Source organism: Staphylococcus sp. GDX8P54P (genome assembly GCF_017893165.1).
Lineage (GTDB): Bacteria > Bacillota > Bacilli > Staphylococcales > Staphylococcaceae > Staphylococcus > Staphylococcus borealis.
In genome coordinates this window covers 19910-40336 of the sequence record NZ_JAESMM010000011.1, presented here as the reverse complement: position 1 = coordinate 40336, position 20427 = coordinate 19910, and the positions used below count along the sequence as shown (strand labels likewise).

Sequence of the window (20427 nt, the reverse complement as noted above, 5' to 3'; positions counted from 1 at the left end):
GCCTTTTTACGTCTTAATCAATGTTTCAACTATTTAGTACGTTTTGCAACTTGTCTATATCTTAAGTACATTAAACCTAATAGTACAAACCATATAGGAGTTAGGAAGATAGCATTTCTAGTTGTTTCATTTACAAATAATAAACAAAATACTAAGAAGAAGAATACTAAAATTGCATAACCCATATATTTACCACCAGGAAGTTTATATGATACAGTTTTATGTAACTCTGGATTTTTTCTGTGATAATTAATATAAGCAATAATAATTAATGCCCATACGATAATAAATAATACAGTCGAAATAGTAGTTACATACGTAAACACTAATGTAGCGTCAGGGAAAATATAGTTTAATAACGCTGTAACTAATAATAATGCTGATGAACCAATGATAGCAAAATGAGGAACACCATTTTTATTTGTACTTCTAAAGATTGGTGGTGCTTGGTCTTGCTCAGATAATCCGAATAGCATACGGCTATTTGAGAATATACCACTATTACAAGATGAAGCTGCCGCAGTAAGTACTACAAAGTTGATTAATCCAGCAGCGAAAGGAATACCTATTAATGAGAATAATCTAACAAATGGACTCTCATTAGGATCAACTTTATCCCAAGGAATAATAGACATGATAACTGCTAATGCACCCACATAGAATACTAAAATTCTCAAAGGTACAGCATTAATCGCTTTTGGAATTGTTTTTTCTGGGTCTTTAGTTTCGCCTGCAGTAACACCAATCATTTCGATACCTACGAATGAGAATAACGCCATTTGGAATGACATAAAGAAACCAGATGCACCATTAGTAAATATGCCATGTTTATATAAATTTGTGAAACTAGCATGTCCAAATTGTGTTTTATAAGCAATTAAAATCATCACTAAACCTACAACAATTAAAGCAATAATTGTTATGATTTTGATAATAGCGAACCAGAATTCTAATTCGCCAAATAATTTAGCACTTAGTAAATTAAATAGCATTAATATAAGTACACAAAATAGTGCACTGATCCAGTTAGGAATTGCAGGGAACCAGAAACTAACGTACTTCGCAACCGCTGTAACTTCTGCCATACCTGTTATAATCCAACATAACCAATATGTCCAACCAGTAACGAAACCAGCAAATGGTCCTATGTATTCATTTGTCACGTCGGCGAAAGATTTGAAGCGAGTATTTTGAATAATAATCTCACCTAAGCCTCTCATAAACATGAACAACATGAAACCTATAATAATATAAGTTAATAGAATAGATGGACCAGTCATTGCTATGGTTTGACCTGCTCCCAAGAATAACCCAGTACCAATAGCGCCGCCAATAGCAATCAATTGCACATGACGATTACTCAATCCTCTTTGTAATTTTTCTTCAGCCATAAGACAACTCCCTTACATTTAATTAATATTATTATGCACCTATATATTCAATTCGACAATTATTTTTCTAATATTTTCTAAAAATTCCTTTAAATTTTGATTAAATAATTGTAATCAAGCTTGATAATAAAAATGAAATTTTCAATATTTTCTCATTAATTACATAATTTGAATTGGATTGAATGCTTATATAATGGCGTTTATTGGGTATTTGAGTAAAAATAAGTCTATTAAATTAAAGTTAATTACCATTTATTGAGCGATATATAATCGTTCACAAAAGTTATTTGTTTGGCTATAATGGTACTTGAAAGCCATTACATTATGTATAAGAAAAGGGGAATTACTTATGGCAGAATTACAAAAAGGTTTAGAAGGGGTAATTGCAGCTGAAACAAAAATCAGTTCAATTATTGATAGTCAATTAACATATGCGGGATATGATATTGATGATTTAGCAGAAAATGCATTATTTGAAGAAGTCGTGTTCTTATTATGGAACTATAGACTACCAACACAAGATGAATTAGATGCATTGAGAGAAAAATTAAATCATTATATGACTCTAAATCCAAGAGTTTATAAACATTTTGAAGAATATGCGACGGATAATGTGCATCCTATGACGGCATTACGTACATCTGTATCATATATTGCACACTTTGATCCTGATGCTGAAAATGAAACAGAAGAAAATAGAAAAGAAAGAGCCATTCGTATTCAAGCTAAAATTGCTTCTTTAGTTACAGCATTTGCACGTGTTCGTGAAGGAAAAGAACCTGTTAAACCAAATCCTGATTTAGGCTATGCAGCGAACTTCTTATATATGTTAAGAGGGGAATTACCTACAGATACTGAAGTTGAAGCATTTAATAAAGCTTTAGTATTGCATGCAGACCATGAGCTTAATGCTTCTGCATTTACAGCTCGTTGTGCCGTTTCTTCTTTATCTGATATGTATTCAGGCATTGCAGCTGCAGTAGGTTCATTAAAAGGACCATTACATGGTGGTGCGAATGAACAAGTTATGAGCATGCTTTCTGATGTTAAATCAGTAGATGAAGTGGATGCTTACTTAGATGAAAAATTCAAAAACAAAGAAAAAATTATGGGATTCGGTCACAGAGTTTATAAAGACGGAGATCCTAGAGCCAAATATTTACGTGAGATGAGCCGTAAAATTACTTCTGAAACTGGTAGAAGCGAATTATATGATATTTCAATTGCTATTGAAAAACGTATGAAAGAAGAAAAAGGCCTTATTCCTAATGTCGATTTCTTCAGTGCTACGGTATATCATAGTATGGATATCCCACATGATTTATTTACGCCTATATTCGCAGTAAGTCGTACATCAGGTTGGACTGCACATATTCTAGAACAATATCGTGATAATAGAATTATGCGTCCAAGAGCTAATTACATCGGTGAAACAGATCGTAAGTATGTACCAATTGAAGAAAGATAAAAAATAAAGTTAAATAGATTCACAATATTTGGAGGTAAAATTATGTCAGCTGAAAAAATTACAAGATTAAATGATGGATTAAACGTCCCTAATGAACCAATTATTCCTTTCATAATTGGTGATGGTATTGGACCAGATATTTGGAAAGCAGCAAGCCGTGTTATCGATGCAGCTGTTGAAAAAGCTTATAACGGTGAGAAACGTATTGAATGGAAAGAAGTTCTAGCTGGTCAAAAAGCTTATGACGAAACTGGTGAATGGTTACCTCAAGAAACATTAGATACAATAAAAGAATATTTAATTGCAATTAAAGGGCCATTAACTACGCCAATCGGTGGTGGTATTCGTTCATTAAATGTTGCTTTACGTCAAGAGTTAGACTTATTTACTTGCTTACGTCCAGTACGCTGGTTCAAAGGTGTACCTTCACCTGTTAAACGTCCACAAGATGTTGATATGGTAATCTTCCGTGAAAACACTGAAGATATTTATGCTGGTATTGAATTTAAAGAGGGTACTGATGAAGTTAAAAAAATAATTGATTTCTTACAAAATGAAATGGGTGCTACGAATATTCGATTCCCAGAAACTTCAGGTATCGGTGTCAAACCGGTTTCTAAAGAAGGTACTGAGCGATTAGTTAGAGCAGCAATCCAATATGCAATCGATAATGACCGTAAAACGGTAACGCTTGTTCATAAAGGTAATATCATGAAATTTACTGAAGGTGCATTCAAACAATGGGGCTATGATGTAGCACATAATGAATTTGCTGATAAAGTATTTACATGGCAACAATATGACGAAATAGTTGAACAAGATGGTAAAGATGCAGCTAATCAAGCGCAAGAAAAAGCTGAACAAGATGGAAAAATCATTATTAAAGATTCTATTGCTGACATTTTCTTACAACAAATTTTAACTCGTCCAGCCGAACATGATGTTGTTGCTACAATGAATCTTAACGGTGACTATATTTCAGATGCTTTAGCCGCTCAAGTAGGTGGTATTGGTATCGCACCTGGTGCAAACATTAACTATGAATCTGGTCACGCTATTTTTGAAGCAACACATGGTACAGCACCTAAATATGCTGGTTTAAATAAAGTTAATCCATCTTCTGAATTGTTAAGTTCAGTGTTAATGTTAGAACATTTAGGCTGGCAAGAAGCTGCTGATAAGATTACTGATGCAATTGAAGCGACAATCGCATCTAAAGTTGTAACTTATGATTTTGCACGCTTAATGGATGGCGCTACTGAAGTATCTACTTCAGATTTCGCTGATGAATTAATTAAAAACTTAAAATAAGTCAATCAGTGAACAAAGCTTAGTTGTTCATACAAAGTAATCTTAGTTAAATCATGATAATTTGATAGTTAGCAATACATCTGAGAAAGGCTTTATTTAAACCCTTTCTCGAAGTTGCTATCACTCAAAGGAGTGGAACTTGGTATTTAAATAAATCCAGTTCCATTCCTTTTTTTATAAAAAATCAGTTAAATAATTTTATATTTCCTTAACAATATTTAAATAATAGTAATACAAATACTCAATAATTAGAAAATGATAATTTGATTGTTAAGATTATGTAAATTTAATATGTTGTATGTTATTTTTGTTTTAACTTCCGTTATAATGAAATTGAAATGTTATATTTATTCAGGGAGGCACATTATGTCACAAAAAGTATTAGTGGTTGACGATGAGCAATCAATTGTAACTTTATTAAAATATAATCTTGAAACGGCTGGTTACATCGTTGAAGTAGCATACGATGGCGAAGAAGCTTTGGAAAAGGTAAATGAAATTCAACCAGAACTTGTCGTTTTGGATGTAATGTTACCTAAAAAAGATGGTATTGAAGTATGTAAAACAATACGTTCTGATAAAAATTTAGTCCCTATTTTAATGCTAACTGCAAAAGATGATGAGTTTGATCGCGTATTAGGATTAGAATTAGGTGCAGATGACTATATGACAAAACCTTTTTCACCGAGAGAAGTAGTTGCAAGAGTGAAGGCTATCTTGAGAAGATCTAAATTTGCTAGTGAAATTGAAAAAGAAGATGTTGATGATGAGGATATATTGATTGAGAACATTCGAATCAGACCTGAGTTCTTTGAAGTTTATAAAGATGATGAGTTATTAGAACTTACGCCTAAAGAGTTTGAATTACTATTATATCTCATAGAGAGACAAGGGCGAGTAATTACCCGTGAACATATGTTGAATTCAGTTTGGAATTATGAATTCGCAGGCGATTCTCGAATTGTAGACGTTCACATTAGCCATTTGCGAGATAAGCTCGAAGAGAATCCAAAACAACCTAAATTAATCAAAACTGTTCGTGGACTTGGTTACAAATTAGAAAGACCTAAGGCTTAATGCTTAAATTTCATCATCGGTTATTATTATTATTAAGTACAATTACCATTATCAGTTTTATTGGTTTAGGCATCATTATTCATCATACAATTTATCAAATATTATCAACAGCGCAAGTCACAGAGCTCAAACATGTTTCCGAAAATTTCCTCAAATTAAACAAACAAAATGACAATAAGGAAATAAAGAACATTTCAGCTAATCAAAATCTAATCGTTAAGATTACTAAAAACGGAGAAGTGATTTATCAAACAGGGAATCAACATAAATTTAATGATAACATTGATAATGAAGCTAATCCGTCTAATATTATTTATAATCGAGAAAATGGACAGGTAAGATATACATTCAAAACGGTTATTAATGATAAAACGGTATACATAAGTGGGATGAATACTGAAATTCTTGAATTACAGAAGAGTATGTGGAAGTATTTATCTTTAATTGGAATTATTGTTCTTTTAGCAATATATTTGGCAGTTAGAAGCATTCATCGTACATATATTAGACCGATTAATGAGGTTACTTATGCGACTTCGTTAATCGCTGATGGCTATTATCATGTTCGCGTGCCTGAAAGTAATGTCAAGGAGACCAAAGCACTGTTTGTTACAACTAATGATTTGGCTAGACGCTTACAAAAGCTTAATAATAAGCAAAAAATGCAATCTAATCGTTTAAAAACTACATTAGAAAATATTCCAAGTTCCGTTTTAATGATTGACAAACATGGCGAAATCGTAGTTGCAAACCACGCCTATTATGATTTGTTTAGACCAAATGGTAAGGTTGAAAATAAAAAGTATACCTCATATTTAGATACTAAAATTCAACAATTGATTTTAGAAAGTTTTAAAACTGAAAAGCCACTCTATGATCAAATTGAAATCGTATTAAATAACGTTCATCATAAATATTTTGATCTATCTTGTGTTCCAATACTTAGTAAATCTAAAAAGAAATTACAAGGTATGGTTGTTGTTATGCATGACATTACAAATCTTAAAAAATTAGAAAACTTACGACGTGAATTTGTGGCAAATGTTTCTCATGAACTTAAAACGCCTATAACTTCTATTAAAGGTTTTGCTGAAACATTAATTGAAGGTGCAAAAAACGATGAAGAATCGCTTGATATGTTTTTAAACATCATTTTAAAAGAATCTAATCGTATTGAGTCTCTTGTTGCGGACTTATTAGATTTATCTCATATCGAACAACAAACTGAGATAGAAACATCGTTTGTGAATCTCTCAGAACTTGCTTATACTACTATTGATAATCTACAAAACCAAGCAAGATATAAAAATATTAGCATTTTGCCTGAAATTGAAAAAGATATCATCATAGAAGCACATGAAAATAAAATGGCACAAGTCATTACTAATTTACTTTCAAATGCGATTAATTATTCACTTGAAAATAGTGACGTTATTGTAAGAATTTATAGAAAAGGACTTGAAGTTAACTTAGAAATTCAAGATTTTGGCATAGGAATTGAGAAGAGTGACCAAAACCATATTTTCGAAAGATTTTATCGTGTAGATAAAGCGAGAAGTAGAGATTCAGGTGGCACAGGCTTAGGGTTGTCTATAACGAAACATATTGTCGAAGCACATCATGGTACAATAAATGTTGAGAGCAATATTGGTGAAGGTTCGTTATTTAGAGTTTCATTCATAGATGAACAAAAATAATATTTCATCCATTAAGGCCTTTCGTTCATTTTCAATTATTCAATTGATTAATGAAACGAGAGTGCCTTTTTTATTTGCAGAAATTTTTAACCAAACAAAGACTTTTGAAGAAACCATACATTCGTTAACGAACTCTGAATATGCTAAAATATAATAAAATCACTCTGGAGGTATACGCTTTGAATAAACTAGTTTTAATTGATGGTAATAGTTTAAGTTTTCGAGCATTTTATGCATTACCACTTCTTTCTAACAAAGCAGGAATACATACGAATGCAATATATGGTTTTGCGATGTTACTTGAAAAGATTTTAAGAGAAGAACAACCAAGTCATTTTTTAGTTGCGTTTGATGCAGGCAAAACTACATTTAGACATTCAAAATATAGTGAATATAAAGGCGGTAGACAAAGCACGCCACCGGAATTAAGTGAACAATTCCCGTATATTCGACAACTATTGGATACGTATCATATCAAACATTATGAGTTAGAGAACTACGAAGCTGATGATATCATTGGTACATTAAGCAAAGAAGCAAATGAGCAAGGATTTGAAACAATCATTGTTACAGGTGATAGAGACTTAACTCAACTCGCTACTGATCATGTAACCATCTATTACACTAAAAAAGGTGTTACAGATGTCGATCATTATACTCCAGAATTTATTAATGAAAAATATGATGGGCTTGTACCTAGTCAAATTATTGATATGAAGGGACTCATGGGTGATACTTCTGATAACATCCCAGGTGTTGCTGGTGTGGGTGAGAAGACAGCTATCAAGTTATTGAAACAATTTAATACGGTTGAAGGTGTCTATGAAAATTTAGATGCAGTTTCAGGAAAAAAATTAAAAGAAAAACTTGAGAATAGTCGTGACGATGCATTCATGAGTAAAGATTTAGCAACAATAAATAAAGACAGTCCAATTGAAGTAGCACTTAAAGATACTAAATTAGATAATCAAGATGATAATCAAGATAAAATTGAACTGTTTAAAAAGTTAGAATTCAAACAACTCTTAGCTGATATCGATAGTAATCCATCAGAAGAATCTCAAGAAAACAAAGTATTTGAAGTACATAATGATTTCAACAAGATTAATTTTAATGATTTAAAAGAAGCGGTCATCCATATTGAAGTGGATGGTACCAATTACTTACAAGATGCTATTCTCAAATTTGGCTTCTACAATGGTGTGGATCACATTGTTATTCCTGCTGATCAACTTAAAGATTATCCAGAACTGATTGATTGGCTAGAGAATGAAACTACAGAAAAAGTAGTTTATGATGCTAAAAAAACATACGTTGTTGCACATAGATTAGACATTGATATTAAAAATATTGTGTTTGATGTTATGTTAGCTAGTTATATTATCGATCCATCAAGAACAATTGAAGATGTTAATTCGGTTGTTAGTAACTATAAACAAAACTATGTTCAAGATGATGTGTCAATCTATGGAAAAGGAAAAAAACGACACATTCCAGAAGATTCGGTTTTAGATAAGCATATTGCATCCATTACTGAGGCAATTCATGCTTGTAAACCTGAAATGGTTGATGAACTAAAATTACATCAACAAATAGATTTATTGTTAAACTTAGAACTTCCATTAGCGCGCATCTTGAGTGAAATGGAAGAAACTGGCATTTTCACTGATGCTAATGATTTGAAAGAAATGCAGTCTGAAATTCAAGGGAAATTAGATTTATTAATCAGTAATATACATGAGGCAGCTGGAGAAGAATTTAATATTAATTCTCCTAAACAACTAGGTGTAGTACTATTTGAAACTTTGGAATTACCAGTCATTAAGAAAACTAAAACAGGTTATTCTACTGCGGTTGATGTGTTAGAACAACTACAAGGTCAACATCCTATCATTGATTACATTCTAGAATATCGTCAATTATCTAAATTACAATCTACCTATGTTGAAGGGTTACAAAAAGTAATTAGTGATGATAATCGCATTCATACCCGCTTCAACCAAACGTTAGCACAAACGGGACGTTTATCAAGTGTAGATCCAAACTTACAAAATATACCTGTTCGTCTTGAAGAAGGACGTAAAATTAGAAGAGCCTTCAAACCCACTTCTAATGACAGTGTGATTTTATCAGCAGACTATTCTCAAATTGAATTACGTGTGCTTGCGCATATCACTCAGGATGAAAGTATGAAAGAGGCATTTATTCACGAAAGAGATGTCCATACTGCAACTGCAATGAAAGTATTTGGAGTAGAAGCGGAAGAGGTTGATGCGCTAATGCGTAGACAAGCGAAAGCTGTTAACTTTGGCATCGTTTACGGTATTAGTGATTATGGTTTAAGTCAAAGCTTGAATATTACGCGAAAAAAAGCGAAAGCATTTATCGATGATTATTTAGCTAGTTTTCCAGGTGTAAAACAATATATGTCTGACATCGTTAAAGATGCTAAAGCGGATGGATTTGTGGAAACATTATTGCATCGTCGTAGATATATTCCTGATATTAATAGTCGAAACTTTAATTTAAGAGGATTTGCTGAACGTACAGCAATGAATACGCCAATACAAGGTAGTGCGGCAGATATTATTAAGTTAGCAATGGTTGAATTTGATAAACAAATAAAACAAACGTCATACCATGCGCAATTGTTATTACAAGTACACGATGAGTTGATTTTCGAGGTGCCAGCAAATGAAGTAGAGGATTTCAGTTTATTTGTTGAAGAAATTATGGAACACGCACTACAATTAGATGTACCGCTAAAAGTAGACTCTAATTATGGAGCTACATGGTATGATGCAAAATAGAAAGAGGAATTAGAAATGCCAGAATTACCAGAGGTTGAACATGTAAAGAGAGGGATTGAACCTTATATCTTAAATGCGACAATTAAAAGTGTGACATTTTCAAGTAAAGTTATAGAAGGAAAACAACAAGGAAAAGAGACCATCATTAAGGGTATCAACTTGGATGGGTTCCGATTGAATAGCGAAGGGTACGCTATTCAATCTGTGGAACGTAGAAGTAAATATATTGTTTTCACAATTCAAAAAAACCAAACTCAACGTATTATATTAAGTCATTTAGGTATGGCAGGAGGCTTTTTTATCGTTGATAAATTATCGGATATTAGTACACCAAATTATCGAAAACATTGGCATGTTGTATTTCACTTAGATAATGGTAAACAACTAGTATATTCGGATATCAGACGATTTGGGGAGTTAAGAAATTTGGCGTCTTTCCAAGATTACCCTGCTTTTCTTGATATTGCACCTGAACCATTTAATGATGATGCATTAAATCACTTTTTAAATCGTATTAAACTTAAAAAATATCAAAATAAACCCATTAAACAAATGCTACTTGATCATAAGATGATAGCAGGATGTGGCAATATTTATGCGTGTGAAGCTTTGTTTAGAGCAGGTGTATTACCAGATCGGAAAGTTAAACAAACTTCAAATCAAGAACGTCAAATGTTGTTTTACTATGTTCAAGAAGTGTTAAAAGAGGGTATAAACAACGGTGGTACTAGCATTTCAGATTATCGTCATGCAGATGGTAAAACAGGAGAAATGCAATTACATTTAAATGTATATAAACAAAAGACATGTAACGTTTGTGGGCATGATATTGAGCAAAAGGTAGTGGCTACACGTAATAGTCATTTCTGCCCACATTGTCAGAAATAAAGGTGAGTGAATATTTATGCCAAAAGTAATAGGGTTAACAGGTGGTATTGCCACAGGTAAATCAACGGTTTCTGAATTATTGACAGCATATGGTTTTAAGGTTGTAGATGCTGACATCGCTTCAAGACAAGCTGTTGCAAAAGGAACGAAAGGTTTAGAACAAGTGCGTACTGTTTTTGGTGAACGTGCTATCACAGATGAAGGTGAAATGGATCGTCAATACGTAGGAGAAATTGTGTTTAATCATCCAGAAAAGCGCATCGAGTTAAATGATATCGTTCATCCAATAGTTAGAGAAATAATGGAAAAAGAGAAACAAAACTATCTTAATCAAGGTTATGATGTCATTATGGATATTCCACTCCTTTTTGAAAATGAATTACAGGATACGGTGGATGAAGTATGGTTAGTTTATACATCTGAAAGCATCCAAATAGAGAGATTGATGGAACGTAATCAATTGTCACTTGAAGATGCTAAAGCGCGTGTGTATAGCCAAATTTCAATTGATAAAAAAAGTAGAATGGCAGATCATGTTATAGATAACCTAGGAGATAAGTTAGAACTTAAACAAAATTTAGAACAACTATTAACTGAAAAAGGGTTTATCAATAGAGAAATATAAATTTTATGTGACTCAATTTATAAATTATAGCTCTAGTAGACGAAACATGCTTAAACTTTAATTTTTGCATTAATACGTTTATTAGAGCTTTTTGCTAGTTTAAAATAATCAGCTTAAAAAAATTTTTTAAAATCATCAGAAAACGCTTTCAAATTTTCGTTATTATGTTACACTATTTTTATAAAGTATAACATATAAACAAACAATCAAGGGGTGCTTTAAATGTCAACAAATATAGCAATTAATGGTATGGGTAGAATTGGTAGAATGGTGTTAAGAATCGCTTTACATAAAGAAGACTTAAATATTGTAGCGATTAACGCAAGCTATCCACCTGAAACAATTGCGCATCTAATTAATTATGATACTACTCATGGTAGATTCGATAAGAAGGTTGAACCTATTGAGAATGGTATCCGTGTCGATGGACATGATATTAAACTTGTGTCTGACCGTAACCCTGAAAATTTACCTTGGGAAGCGTTAGATATTGATATCGTTATTGAAGCTACGGGTAAATTTAATCATGGTGACAAAGCGATTGGACATATCAAAGCAGGGGCTAAAAAAGTATTATTAACTGGACCATCTAAAGGTGGACATGTACAAATGGTAGTCAAAGGGGTAAATGATAATCAATTAGATGTTGAAACGTATGACATTTTTAGTAATGCGTCATGTACAACAAACTGTATTGGACCGGTAGCTAAAGTTTTAAATGATCAATTTGGTATTGTTAATGGTCTTATGACAACAGTTCATGCAATTACAAATGATCAAAACAATATAGATAATCCACATAAAGATTTACGTCGCGCACGTTCTTGTAACGAAAGTATTATACCAACGTCAACTGGTGCTGCTAAAGCTTTAAAAGAAGTACTCCCAGAATTAGAAGGTAAACTTCATGGTTTAGCTTTACGTGTACCAACTAAAAACGTTTCACTTGTTGATTTAGTGGTTGATTTAAAAGAAAACGTAACAGCAGAACAAGTTAACGATGCATTCCGTAATGCAGATTTAGATGGCATTCTTGATGTAGAAGATGCACCATTAGTTTCGATGGACTTTAATACTAACCCTAATTCAGCAGTCATTGATGCTCAAAACACAATTGTAATGGGGGATAATAAAGTAAAAGTGATTGCATGGTACGATAACGAGTGGGGTTATTCAAATAGAGTAGTTGAAGTTGCTCAACAAATTGCCAAATTAATTGGTTCTGAAAATGTTGCGACTGCGAAATAATAAATTTTAACAGTCAAATATCGCGAGACTATTAAATCTTTTAACTAAGATTAAATAGTCTCGCTTTTTTGTTTTATATCATTTAGTTACAAACCTTTTACATAGTATTAGAAATTAAGGAATAGGTTATACGTGAATTAGAATTTTTATTAATTTTTTTAAATTTTAGTGTGTTTTTAATGCGCATTGGACTTCTTTTGTCTAGAATGCTTTTATAGTATAATGAATCATAATCTATTCAAGAGGGTGAAAGAAATGAAATGCCCAAAATGTAGTTCAACGCATTCGCGTGTTGTTGATTCAAGACATGCAGATGATGCTAATGCAATTAGACGTAGAAGAGAATGTGAAAATTGTGGCACTCGATTTACGACATTTGAACATATAGAAGTAAGTCCATTGATTGTGGTTAAGAAGGATGGGACGCGAGAACAATTTTTAAGAGAGAAAATATTGAATGGACTTGTTAGATCATGTGAGAAGCGACCTGTACGTTATCAGCAATTAGAGGATATTACGAATAAGGTTGAATGGCAATTACGTGATAGCGGCCAAACAGAAATTTCTTCTAGAGATATTGGAGAACATGTAATGAATTTATTAATGCATGTTGATCAAGTATCTTATGTAAGATTTGCTTCAGTATATAAGGAATTTAAAGATGTTGATCAATTATTAGCATCAATGCAAGGCATCTTGAATGATAATAAACGGAGTGATATATAAATGAGTTTGCACTCATATGAATATGGTTTAAGCCCGCATGACGGTTATAAAGTGTATCGTCAATTCCAATTTAATCATAATCATTTGGAGATACTTAATCGATTGTATATGCCCTTAATAGGCGCACAAGCTATAGGTACATATCATTTTATGAACCAATTTGTGAACAGTGATGAAACATTAACACACTATACAATCATGAATGAATTAAAATTGAATTTGGCAGAATTTCGTCAATACATGGATTTATTAGAAGCAATCGGTTTGATTAAAACATATGTAAATCACGATGAACAACAATCATTTTTCATTTATGAATTAGTACAGCCACCTACTGCATATCAGTTTTTTAATGATCCTATGTTATCTGTTTACTTATATAATCAAGTTGATAAACAACGTTATAAAAGCCTAAAAAATTATTTTAAAAAACAAGAACCTGATTTAAATGGCTTTCAACAAGTTACGCGCAAATTTACTGATGTATTTAAAGTACCTTATGCTAATGTTCCTGTAGATGCATCATCAATAAAAAAAGAAAAGTCATACAATGGTATTGATTTATCTAATGTGTCGTTTGATTTTGAAATTTTAAAAGAGATGCTACGTAATCATTTTATTAGTGATGAAATTATTACTAAAGAAACCAAAGATTTAATAGTTCAATTAGCGACTTTATATGGTTTAACAGAAGATGCTATGAAGCGTATTATTTTAAATTCTATTACAAGTAATCAACAGTTATCGCATGAAGAAATTAGAAAACATGCCCGTTCGTATTATTTGATTGAACATAATCAACAATTACCTGAGCTGGAACCAAAAGGTAGCAGTGAAAGCCAAAGTGAAGTTACTCATATTCGGCAAGCTACATCGTCAGAACAAGTCACTACAGATAATAATTGGTTGCAATTGTTAGAGGAAACGAGCCCAATCGATATGTTGACATCTTGGTCTGGGTCAGAGCCAACATTCCAACAAAAGAAAATGGTTGAAGAATTAATTGAAAGAGAAAAGTTAAACTTTGGTGTTATAAATATTTTGCTTCAATTTGTCATGTTAAAAAATGATATGAAATTACCAAAGACATACATTTTAGAAATTGCATCCAACTGGAAGAAATTGGGCATTAAGTCTGCAAAAGAGGCATATGACTACGCATTAAAAGCTAGTGAGCAAAAAGCCGATTACAAAGGCAACGATAAATCTCAATCAAGAAAACGATATGCTAAATCTCGAGAAATTGTATCTAGAGAGAAAACGCCAAAATGGTTGAAAAATAGAGGACAGGAAAAACAGGAAAAAGCACTAACTAAAGAAGAACAGGAACGTTTTGAAAAAGAACGCGCTGCATTCCGTGAGCAACTCATACGTGATTGGGAGGAGGATTAAATGAAGTCATTTAATAGTATTATCAAAGCAAATGGAGATTTAGAGAAACGAATTGCTAAAATCAAGCAGCAAGTCATAAATGACCCTGCTGTAAAAGCATTCTTAAACCAGCATCAATCTGAATTGACGAACGACATCATTGATAATGATTTGAATGTATTACAAGAGTATAAAGATCAACAAAAGATTTATGATGGTCATGATTACGAACACTGTCCGAATTTTGTAAAAGGACATGTTCCTGAATTATATGTGGAGAATAATAGAATAAAAATTCGTTATAATATGTGTCCATGCAAAATTAAACATGATGAAGAAAAATTCAATGCGCATTTAATAACTTCACACCATATGCAACGCGATACGTTAAACGCTAAGATGAAAGATATCTATGATTCAGATATACATCGACTAGCTATCGCTAAACATGCGAATGATATGTGCAAGCAATTAGTTAATGGCGAGAAGGTAAAAGGTATGTATATTCATGGTCCTTTTGGAACAGGTAAGTCGTTTATCTTAGGTGCAATTGCAAACCAACTTAAAGCTAAAAGTATCGCCTCTACGATTGTTTATTTACCTGAATATATTCGTACACTTAAAAGTGGCTTCAAAGATGGTAGTTACGAAACTAAGTTACAACGCATAAGAGAAGCAAAAATATTAATGATAGATGATATTGGCGCAGAAGAAGTGACACCATGGGTGAGAGATGAAGTGATTGGTCCATTGTTACACTATCGAATGGTCCAAGAACTTCCAACATTTTTCTCATCAAATTTAAATTTTGACGAGTTAGAGCATCATTTATCGATTACGCGTGAAGGTGCAGAAGAAACGAAAGCAGCTAGAATTATAGAAAGAATTAAAACATTGTCAACACCATATTATTTAGATGGTAAAAATTTAAGAAATAATTGAAATTTAAAATAACTATTGTATAATTAAGATAAATCTTAATCGTTGAAATAGTTGAAGATATGATAATTTAATCCATGTTATACAGCGAGCTAATATTTAGGATGAGAATTTAGCTAACATATTAAGTTATTACTCCTTCATTATTAGGTATTGGTAATCAATGCCCGGCTCAAGACCGTTATCTTAAGCAGAGATGTTTAGCAATTGCTAAATAACTAGGGTGGTACCACGACAAACTCGTCCCTTTTTTAGGGGGCGAGTTTTTTTATTTCAACGAAAATAGAATTTAATTACGGAGGTTTTATAAATGGATCAAATCAATGTTCAATTTCCAGATGGCAATTCGAAAGCGTTTGATAAAGGAACAACAACTGAAGATATAGCACAATCAATTAGCCCAGGATTAAGAAAAAAAGCTGTGGCTGGTAAATTTAATAATCAAATGGTGGATTTAACTAGACCATTAGAAGAAGATGGAAGTATTGAAATTGTAACACCTGGTAGTGATGAAGCACTTGAAGTTTTACGCCATTCTACTGCACATTTAATGGCTCAAGCTTTAAAACGTTTATACGGGGATGTGAAATTTGGTGTTGGACCGGTTATAGATGGCGGTTTTTATTATGATTTTGATATGGACGAAAAAGTTTCATCAGATGACTTTGAAAAAATTGAAAAAACAATGAAACAAATTGTTAATGAAAATCATAAAATTGAACGCAAAGTTGTATCTAGAGATGAAGCTAAAGCTTTCTTCAAAGATGATCCATATAAATTAGAATTAATCGATGCTATTCCCGAAGATGAAAGTGTAACGTTATATTCACAAGGTGAATTTACGGATTTATGTCGCGGTGTACACGTTCCTTCAACTTCTAAAATCAAAGAATTTAAGTTACTTTCAACTGCTGGTGCCTATTGGCGTGGAGACAGTAATAATAAAATGTTACAACGTATTTATGGTACAGCCTTTTTCGATAAAAAAGATTTAAAAGCACATTTAGAAATGCTTGAAGAACGTCGTGAACGAGATCATCGTCGCATTGGTAAAGATTTAGAACTATTCACAAATAACCCATTAGTAGGGGCTGGATTACCATTGTGGTTACCAAACGGTGCTACAATCCGTCGTGAAATTGAACGCTACATTGTTGATAAAGAGGTAAGTATGGGATATGACCATGTTTATACACCTGTATTAGCAAATGTGGAGTTATATAAAACGTCTGGACACTGGGACCATTATAGAGATGACATGTTCCCACCAATGAAATTAGATGAAACAGAAGAGATGGTATTACGACCTATGAACTGTCCGCATCATATGATGGTTTATAACAACCGTCCACATTCTTATCGTGAATTACCTATTCGTATTGCTGAGTTAGGTACTATGCATAGATATGAAGCGAGTGGTGCTGTATCAGGTTTACAACGTGTACGTGGAATGACATTAAATGACTCTCACATTTTTGTAAGACCTGATCAAATCAAAGATGAGTTTAAACGTGTTGTAAATATGATTCAAGAAGTATATAGAGACTTTGGCTTTGAGGATTATACATTTAGATTAAGTTACAGAGATCCTGAAGACAAAGAGAAATATATGGATGACGATGAAATGTGGAATAAAGCTGAAACTATGCTAAAAGAAGCGGTTGATGAAATGGGATTACCATACGTTGAAGCGATTGGCGAAGCGGCATTCTACGGTCCAAAACTAGACGTACAGGTTAAAACTGCTATGGGTAAAGAAGAAACATTATCTACTGCGCAAATTGATTTCTTATTACCAGAAAGATTTGAATTAACTTACATCGGTAGTGATGGTGAAAATCATCGACCAGTCGTTATTCATCGTGGTGTCGTTTCAACTATGGAACGTTTCGTAGCCTTCTTAACTGAGGAAACAAAAGGTGCCTTCCCAACATGGTTAGCACCAAAACAAGTTGAAATTATCCCAGTTAATGTAGATTTACATTATGATTATGCTAGAAATTTACAAGATGAATTAAAATCACAAGGCGTTCGTGTAGAAATCGATGACCGTAATGAAAAAATGGGTTACAAAATACGTGAAGCCCAAATGCAAAAAATACCTTACCAAGTTGTAGTAGGCGATAAAGAAGTTGAAAATAACGAGGTTAATGTACGTAAGTATGGTTCTCAAGATCAAGACACAGTTGAAAAAGATGAATTCATTTGGAATTTAGTTGATGAAATTCGTTTGAAAAAACGCAGATAGTCTTGATAAAAAAGACAGCATAATGTATATTACTATATAGTTAAATAAAAAAAGAGTTAGAGGTTGCGTCTTTAATGAGTAACACTTCAGAAGTTATTAGGGAACGTATGTTGAAAGTGTGAAAGGTAAAGATGCCGAAATGAATGATATCCTTAAAGATCATTTGTTGGGACAGTTATCGAACAGAAACTGTACTGTCACAATTTGTGATGTGCTACCGAAATAGATTAAGCAAATGGTTGCATATCTTAAGGTATGCAACCATTTTTATATGCTTTAAAAAGTATGAAAAATGGTTTGAAAGTATTGATTGAATGCGTTCATAATCATCGCATAACACAACAAAACGATTTTAGTTAGCCTCTACTGTAAGAAAGGGAGCTTCTATGAGAAAAGTAGAAAGTCAAAATGACGGTATCAAAAGAGGATTGAAAGATCGCCATATTTCTATGATCGCTATGGGAGGTTGTATAGGAACTGGATTATTCATGACATCTGGTGGTGCAATACATGATGCTGGTGCATTAGGTGCTTTAATTGCGTATGCCATTATAGGTGCGATGGTGTTTTTCCTAATGACATCTCTAGGTGAAATGGCAACATATCTACCGGTTTCTGGATCATTTAGTACTTATGCAACACGATTCGTAGATCCATCTTTAGGATTTGCGTTAGGATGGAATTATTGGTTTAACTGGGTTATTACAGTTGCAGCGGATGTTACAATTGCTGCTCAAGTTATTCAGTATTGGACACCTATGGCTGGCATTCCAGCTTGGATATGGAGTTGTATTTTCTTAGTCATTATATTCGCTTTGAATTCTTTATCAGTGAGAGTTTATGGTGAAAGTGAATATTGGTTCGCATTAATCAAAGTCGTAACAGTTATCATCTTTATCGTCATTGGTTTGTTAACGATATTAGGTATCATGGGTGGCGAATTTGTAGGCTTTGATACATTTACTAAGGGTGAAGGACCTATTTTAGGTGGCAACCTAGGTGGCAGTTTATTATCAATTCTAGGTGTATTCTTAGTTGCTGGATTCTCATTCCAAGGTACTGAATTAATTGGTATAACTGCTGGAGAATCTGAAAATCCAGAGCGCGCAGTACCAAAAGCCATTAAACAAGTATTCTGGAGAATATTACTATTCTATATTTTAGCGATATTTGTTATTGGTATGTTAATTCCTTATGATAGCAATGCTTTAATGGGTGGCGATGACAATATTGCTACGTCACCTTTTACATTAGTATTCAAAAATGCTGGTTTAGCCTTTGCAGCATCATTTATGAATGCAGTTATTTTAACTTCTGTATTATCTGCAGGTAACTCAGGTATGTATGCATCAACACGAATGTTATATTCTATGAGTAAAGATAAATTAGCTTTCCATTCATTTGGTAAAACGAATAAATATGGTGTGCCATACTTATCATTATTTGCGACAGCAATTTTAGTTGTTATTATTTTCTTAGTTCAAAAACTAAGTGGTGACGCATATGAATATATTGTTGCTGCAAGTGGTATGACAGGCTTTATCGCATGGGTTGGTATTGCGATTAGTCATTATAGATTTAGACGCGCATTTGAAAAACAACATCACAGTAAGAGAGAATTAAAATATAAAGCAAAATGGTTCCCATTCGGTCCAATTTTTGCAGGGATACTTTGTGTGATTGTTATTATTGGGCAAGATGTTGATTTCATTAAAACAGGTCATTTTGATTTAAATCGATTTGTTATCACATACATGGGTATTCCAGTATTCTTAGTGTTCTTTATTTATCATAAATTGAGATATAAAACTAAGATGATTCCATTGGATAAAGTAGACTTAAGACAAGATGTGTCAATGGATGAAGTAAAACATCATTAAATTAAAAATATTTGTTGACTTATACCACATACACTGATATGATTAATAACGTTGAATACGAAACGTACCAAGTAGAAACACCCGTTTCTCACCTGTAGCGACGCATTAAGCAGTTGGCAGGTTAATCATGTCACACATTATATGTGTATGAGAGAAGAGCGGGCATTCTATGCTCGCTCTTTTTGCTTGGAAAATTTCGTAAAATTTTGGGAGGTGTCAATCATAGCAAAAGATCAAACGCAAGTTAACGAAAAGATTCGCGCTAAAGAATTACGTTTAATTGGCCAAAATGGTGACCAAATTGGTGTTAAATCAAAACGAGAAGCTTTAGAAATGGCTGAACGTGTTGAATTAGATTTAGTAGTTGTAGCACCAAATGCTAAACCACCTGTTGCGAGAATTATGGATTATGGTAAATATAAATTCGAACAACAGAAAAAAGAAAAAGAAATGAAAAAGAAACAAAAAGTTATCAATGTTAAAGAAATACGCTTAAGTCCAACTATTGAGGAACACGATTTCCAAACTAAGTTGAAAAATGGTCGTAAATTCTTATCTAAAGGCGATAAATGTAAAGTTTCTATTCGTTTTAGAGGTCGTGCAATTACGCATAAAGAAATTGGTCAACGCGTATTAGAAAAATTCGCTGACGAATGTAAAGATATTGCCACTGTTGAACAGAAACCTAAAATGGAAGGGCGTCAAATGTTTATCATGTTAGCGCCTGTTAACGAAAAATAATTCATTA

Annotated in this window: 15 protein-coding genes, 1 riboswitch and 1 other annotated feature; of the genes, 14 read left to right on the top strand and 1 reads right to left on the bottom strand. The window is 32.8% G+C overall.

Annotated features, from left to right (window positions below; all coding sequences use genetic code 11):
* Positions 1-29: 29 nt before the first annotated feature.
* The gene (locus KA909_RS05825) at positions 30-1391 is read right to left on the bottom strand and encodes an amino acid permease (protein WP_053029609.1); all 1362 of its coding nucleotides are present in this window, start codon (positions 1389-1391) and stop codon (positions 30-32) included.
* A 349-nt stretch (positions 1392-1740) separates the two neighbouring features.
* Here KA909_RS05825 and KA909_RS05820 point away from each other — a divergent pair, with 349 nt between their 5' ends.
* The 14 genes from KA909_RS05820 to infC all read left to right on the top strand — a co-directional run bounded on the left by KA909_RS05820 (position 1741) and on the right by infC (position 20420).
* Positions 1741-2859, top strand: a complete 1119-nt coding sequence (locus tag KA909_RS05820; RefSeq protein ID WP_075108955.1) for a citrate synthase — start codon at positions 1741-1743, stop codon at positions 2857-2859.
* Positions 2860-2901: 42 nt separating this feature from the next.
* Positions 2902-4170, top strand: a complete 1269-nt coding sequence (icd, locus tag KA909_RS05815) for an NADP-dependent isocitrate dehydrogenase (protein ID WP_053029607.1) — start codon at positions 2902-2904, stop codon at positions 4168-4170.
* A gap of 366 nt (positions 4171-4536) precedes the next feature.
* A complete protein-coding gene (locus KA909_RS05810; RefSeq protein WP_037536805.1) occupies positions 4537-5247 on the top strand; it encodes a response regulator transcription factor in 711 nt (236 codons plus the stop codon).
* Positions 5247-6944: a two-component system histidine kinase PnpS gene (gene pnpS, locus KA909_RS05805; RefSeq protein ID WP_193839238.1), complete on the top strand. Its 1698-nt coding sequence runs from the start codon at positions 5247-5249 to the stop codon at positions 6942-6944. The genes KA909_RS05810 and pnpS overlap by 1 nt, the downstream gene beginning before the upstream one ends.
* A gap of 179 nt (positions 6945-7123) precedes the next feature.
* On the top strand, positions 7124-9754 hold the full coding sequence (gene polA / locus KA909_RS05800) for a DNA polymerase I (protein ID WP_210130039.1): 2631 nt from the start codon (positions 7124-7126) through the stop codon (positions 9752-9754).
* Positions 9755-9769: 15 nt separating this feature from the next.
* A complete protein-coding gene (mutM, locus tag KA909_RS05795; protein ID WP_193839240.1) occupies positions 9770-10642 on the top strand; it encodes a bifunctional DNA-formamidopyrimidine glycosylase/DNA-(apurinic or apyrimidinic site) lyase in 873 nt (290 codons plus the stop codon).
* A gap of 16 nt (positions 10643-10658) precedes the next feature.
* The gene (gene coaE / locus KA909_RS05790; RefSeq protein ID WP_075108950.1) at positions 10659-11267 is read left to right on the top strand and encodes a dephospho-CoA kinase; all 609 of its coding nucleotides are present in this window, start codon (positions 10659-10661) and stop codon (positions 11265-11267) included.
* Positions 11268-11489: 222 nt separating this feature from the next.
* Positions 11490-12515 carry a type I glyceraldehyde-3-phosphate dehydrogenase gene (gene gap / locus KA909_RS05785; protein WP_193839241.1) on the top strand — a complete coding sequence of 342 codons (1026 nt, stop codon included), beginning with the start codon at positions 11490-11492 and terminating at the stop codon, positions 12513-12515.
* A 255-nt stretch (positions 12516-12770) separates the two neighbouring features.
* A complete protein-coding gene (gene nrdR / locus KA909_RS05780) occupies positions 12771-13241 on the top strand; it encodes a transcriptional regulator NrdR (RefSeq protein WP_037551021.1) in 471 nt (156 codons plus the stop codon).
* Positions 13242-14633: a replicative helicase loading/DNA remodeling protein DnaB gene (locus KA909_RS05775; protein ID WP_210130038.1), complete on the top strand. Its 1392-nt coding sequence runs from the start codon at positions 13242-13244 to the stop codon at positions 14631-14633.
* Positions 14634-15554, top strand: coding sequence for a primosomal protein DnaI (gene dnaI, locus KA909_RS05770; RefSeq protein WP_193839243.1), 921 nt, complete (start codon positions 14634-14636; stop codon positions 15552-15554).
* Positions 15555-15861: 307 nt separating this feature from the next.
* The gene (gene thrS / locus KA909_RS05765) at positions 15862-17799 is read left to right on the top strand and encodes a threonine--tRNA ligase (protein ID WP_075109387.1); all 1938 of its coding nucleotides are present in this window, start codon (positions 15862-15864) and stop codon (positions 17797-17799) included.
* Positions 17800-17848: 49 nt separating this feature from the next.
* A riboswitch (Lysine riboswitch) is annotated at positions 17849-18024 on the top strand.
* A 161-nt stretch (positions 18025-18185) separates the two neighbouring features.
* Complete coding sequence (locus KA909_RS05760) at positions 18186-19679, top strand: amino acid permease (protein ID WP_053029598.1); 1494 nt, start codon at positions 18186-18188, stop codon at positions 19677-19679.
* 63 nt (positions 19680-19742) lie between these two features.
* Positions 19743-19870: a sequence feature (ribosomal protein L20 leader region), on the top strand.
* 22 nt (positions 19871-19892) lie between these two features.
* Positions 19893-20420, top strand: coding sequence for a translation initiation factor IF-3 (infC, locus tag KA909_RS05755; RefSeq protein ID WP_075109389.1), 528 nt, complete (start codon positions 19893-19895; stop codon positions 20418-20420).
* Positions 20421-20427: the final 7 nt, after the last annotated feature.

Excerpts from the sequence above, each read along its gene's own strand:
- coaE (WP_075108950.1), top strand. The coding sequence starts at position 10,659 with ATGCCAAAAGTAATAGGGTTAACAGGTGGTATTGCCACAGGTAAATCA.
- gap (WP_193839241.1), top strand. The coding sequence starts at position 11,490 with ATGTCAACAAATATAGCAATTAATGGTATGGGTAGAATTGGTAGAATG.
- thrS (WP_075109387.1), top strand. The coding sequence starts at position 15,862 with ATGGATCAAATCAATGTTCAATTTCCAGATGGCAATTCGAAAGCGTTT.
- KA909_RS05820 (WP_075108955.1), top strand. The coding sequence starts at position 1,741 with ATGGCAGAATTACAAAAAGGTTTAGAAGGGGTAATTGCAGCTGAAACA.
- KA909_RS05825 (WP_053029609.1), bottom strand. The coding sequence starts at position 1,391 with ATGGCTGAAGAAAAATTACAAAGAGGATTGAGTAATCGTCATGTGCAA.
- KA909_RS05760 (WP_053029598.1), top strand. The coding sequence starts at position 18,186 with ATGAGAAAAGTAGAAAGTCAAAATGACGGTATCAAAAGAGGATTGAAA.
- mutM (WP_193839240.1), top strand. The coding sequence starts at position 9,770 with ATGCCAGAATTACCAGAGGTTGAACATGTAAAGAGAGGGATTGAACCT.
- icd (WP_053029607.1), top strand. The coding sequence starts at position 2,902 with ATGTCAGCTGAAAAAATTACAAGATTAAATGATGGATTAAACGTCCCT.
- KA909_RS05775 (WP_210130038.1), top strand. The coding sequence starts at position 13,242 with ATGAGTTTGCACTCATATGAATATGGTTTAAGCCCGCATGACGGTTAT.
- pnpS (WP_193839238.1), top strand. The coding sequence starts at position 5,247 with ATGCTTAAATTTCATCATCGGTTATTATTATTATTAAGTACAATTACC.
- nrdR (WP_037551021.1), top strand. The coding sequence starts at position 12,771 with ATGAAATGCCCAAAATGTAGTTCAACGCATTCGCGTGTTGTTGATTCA.
- dnaI (WP_193839243.1), top strand. The coding sequence starts at position 14,634 with ATGAAGTCATTTAATAGTATTATCAAAGCAAATGGAGATTTAGAGAAA.
- KA909_RS05810 (WP_037536805.1), top strand. The coding sequence starts at position 4,537 with ATGTCACAAAAAGTATTAGTGGTTGACGATGAGCAATCAATTGTAACT.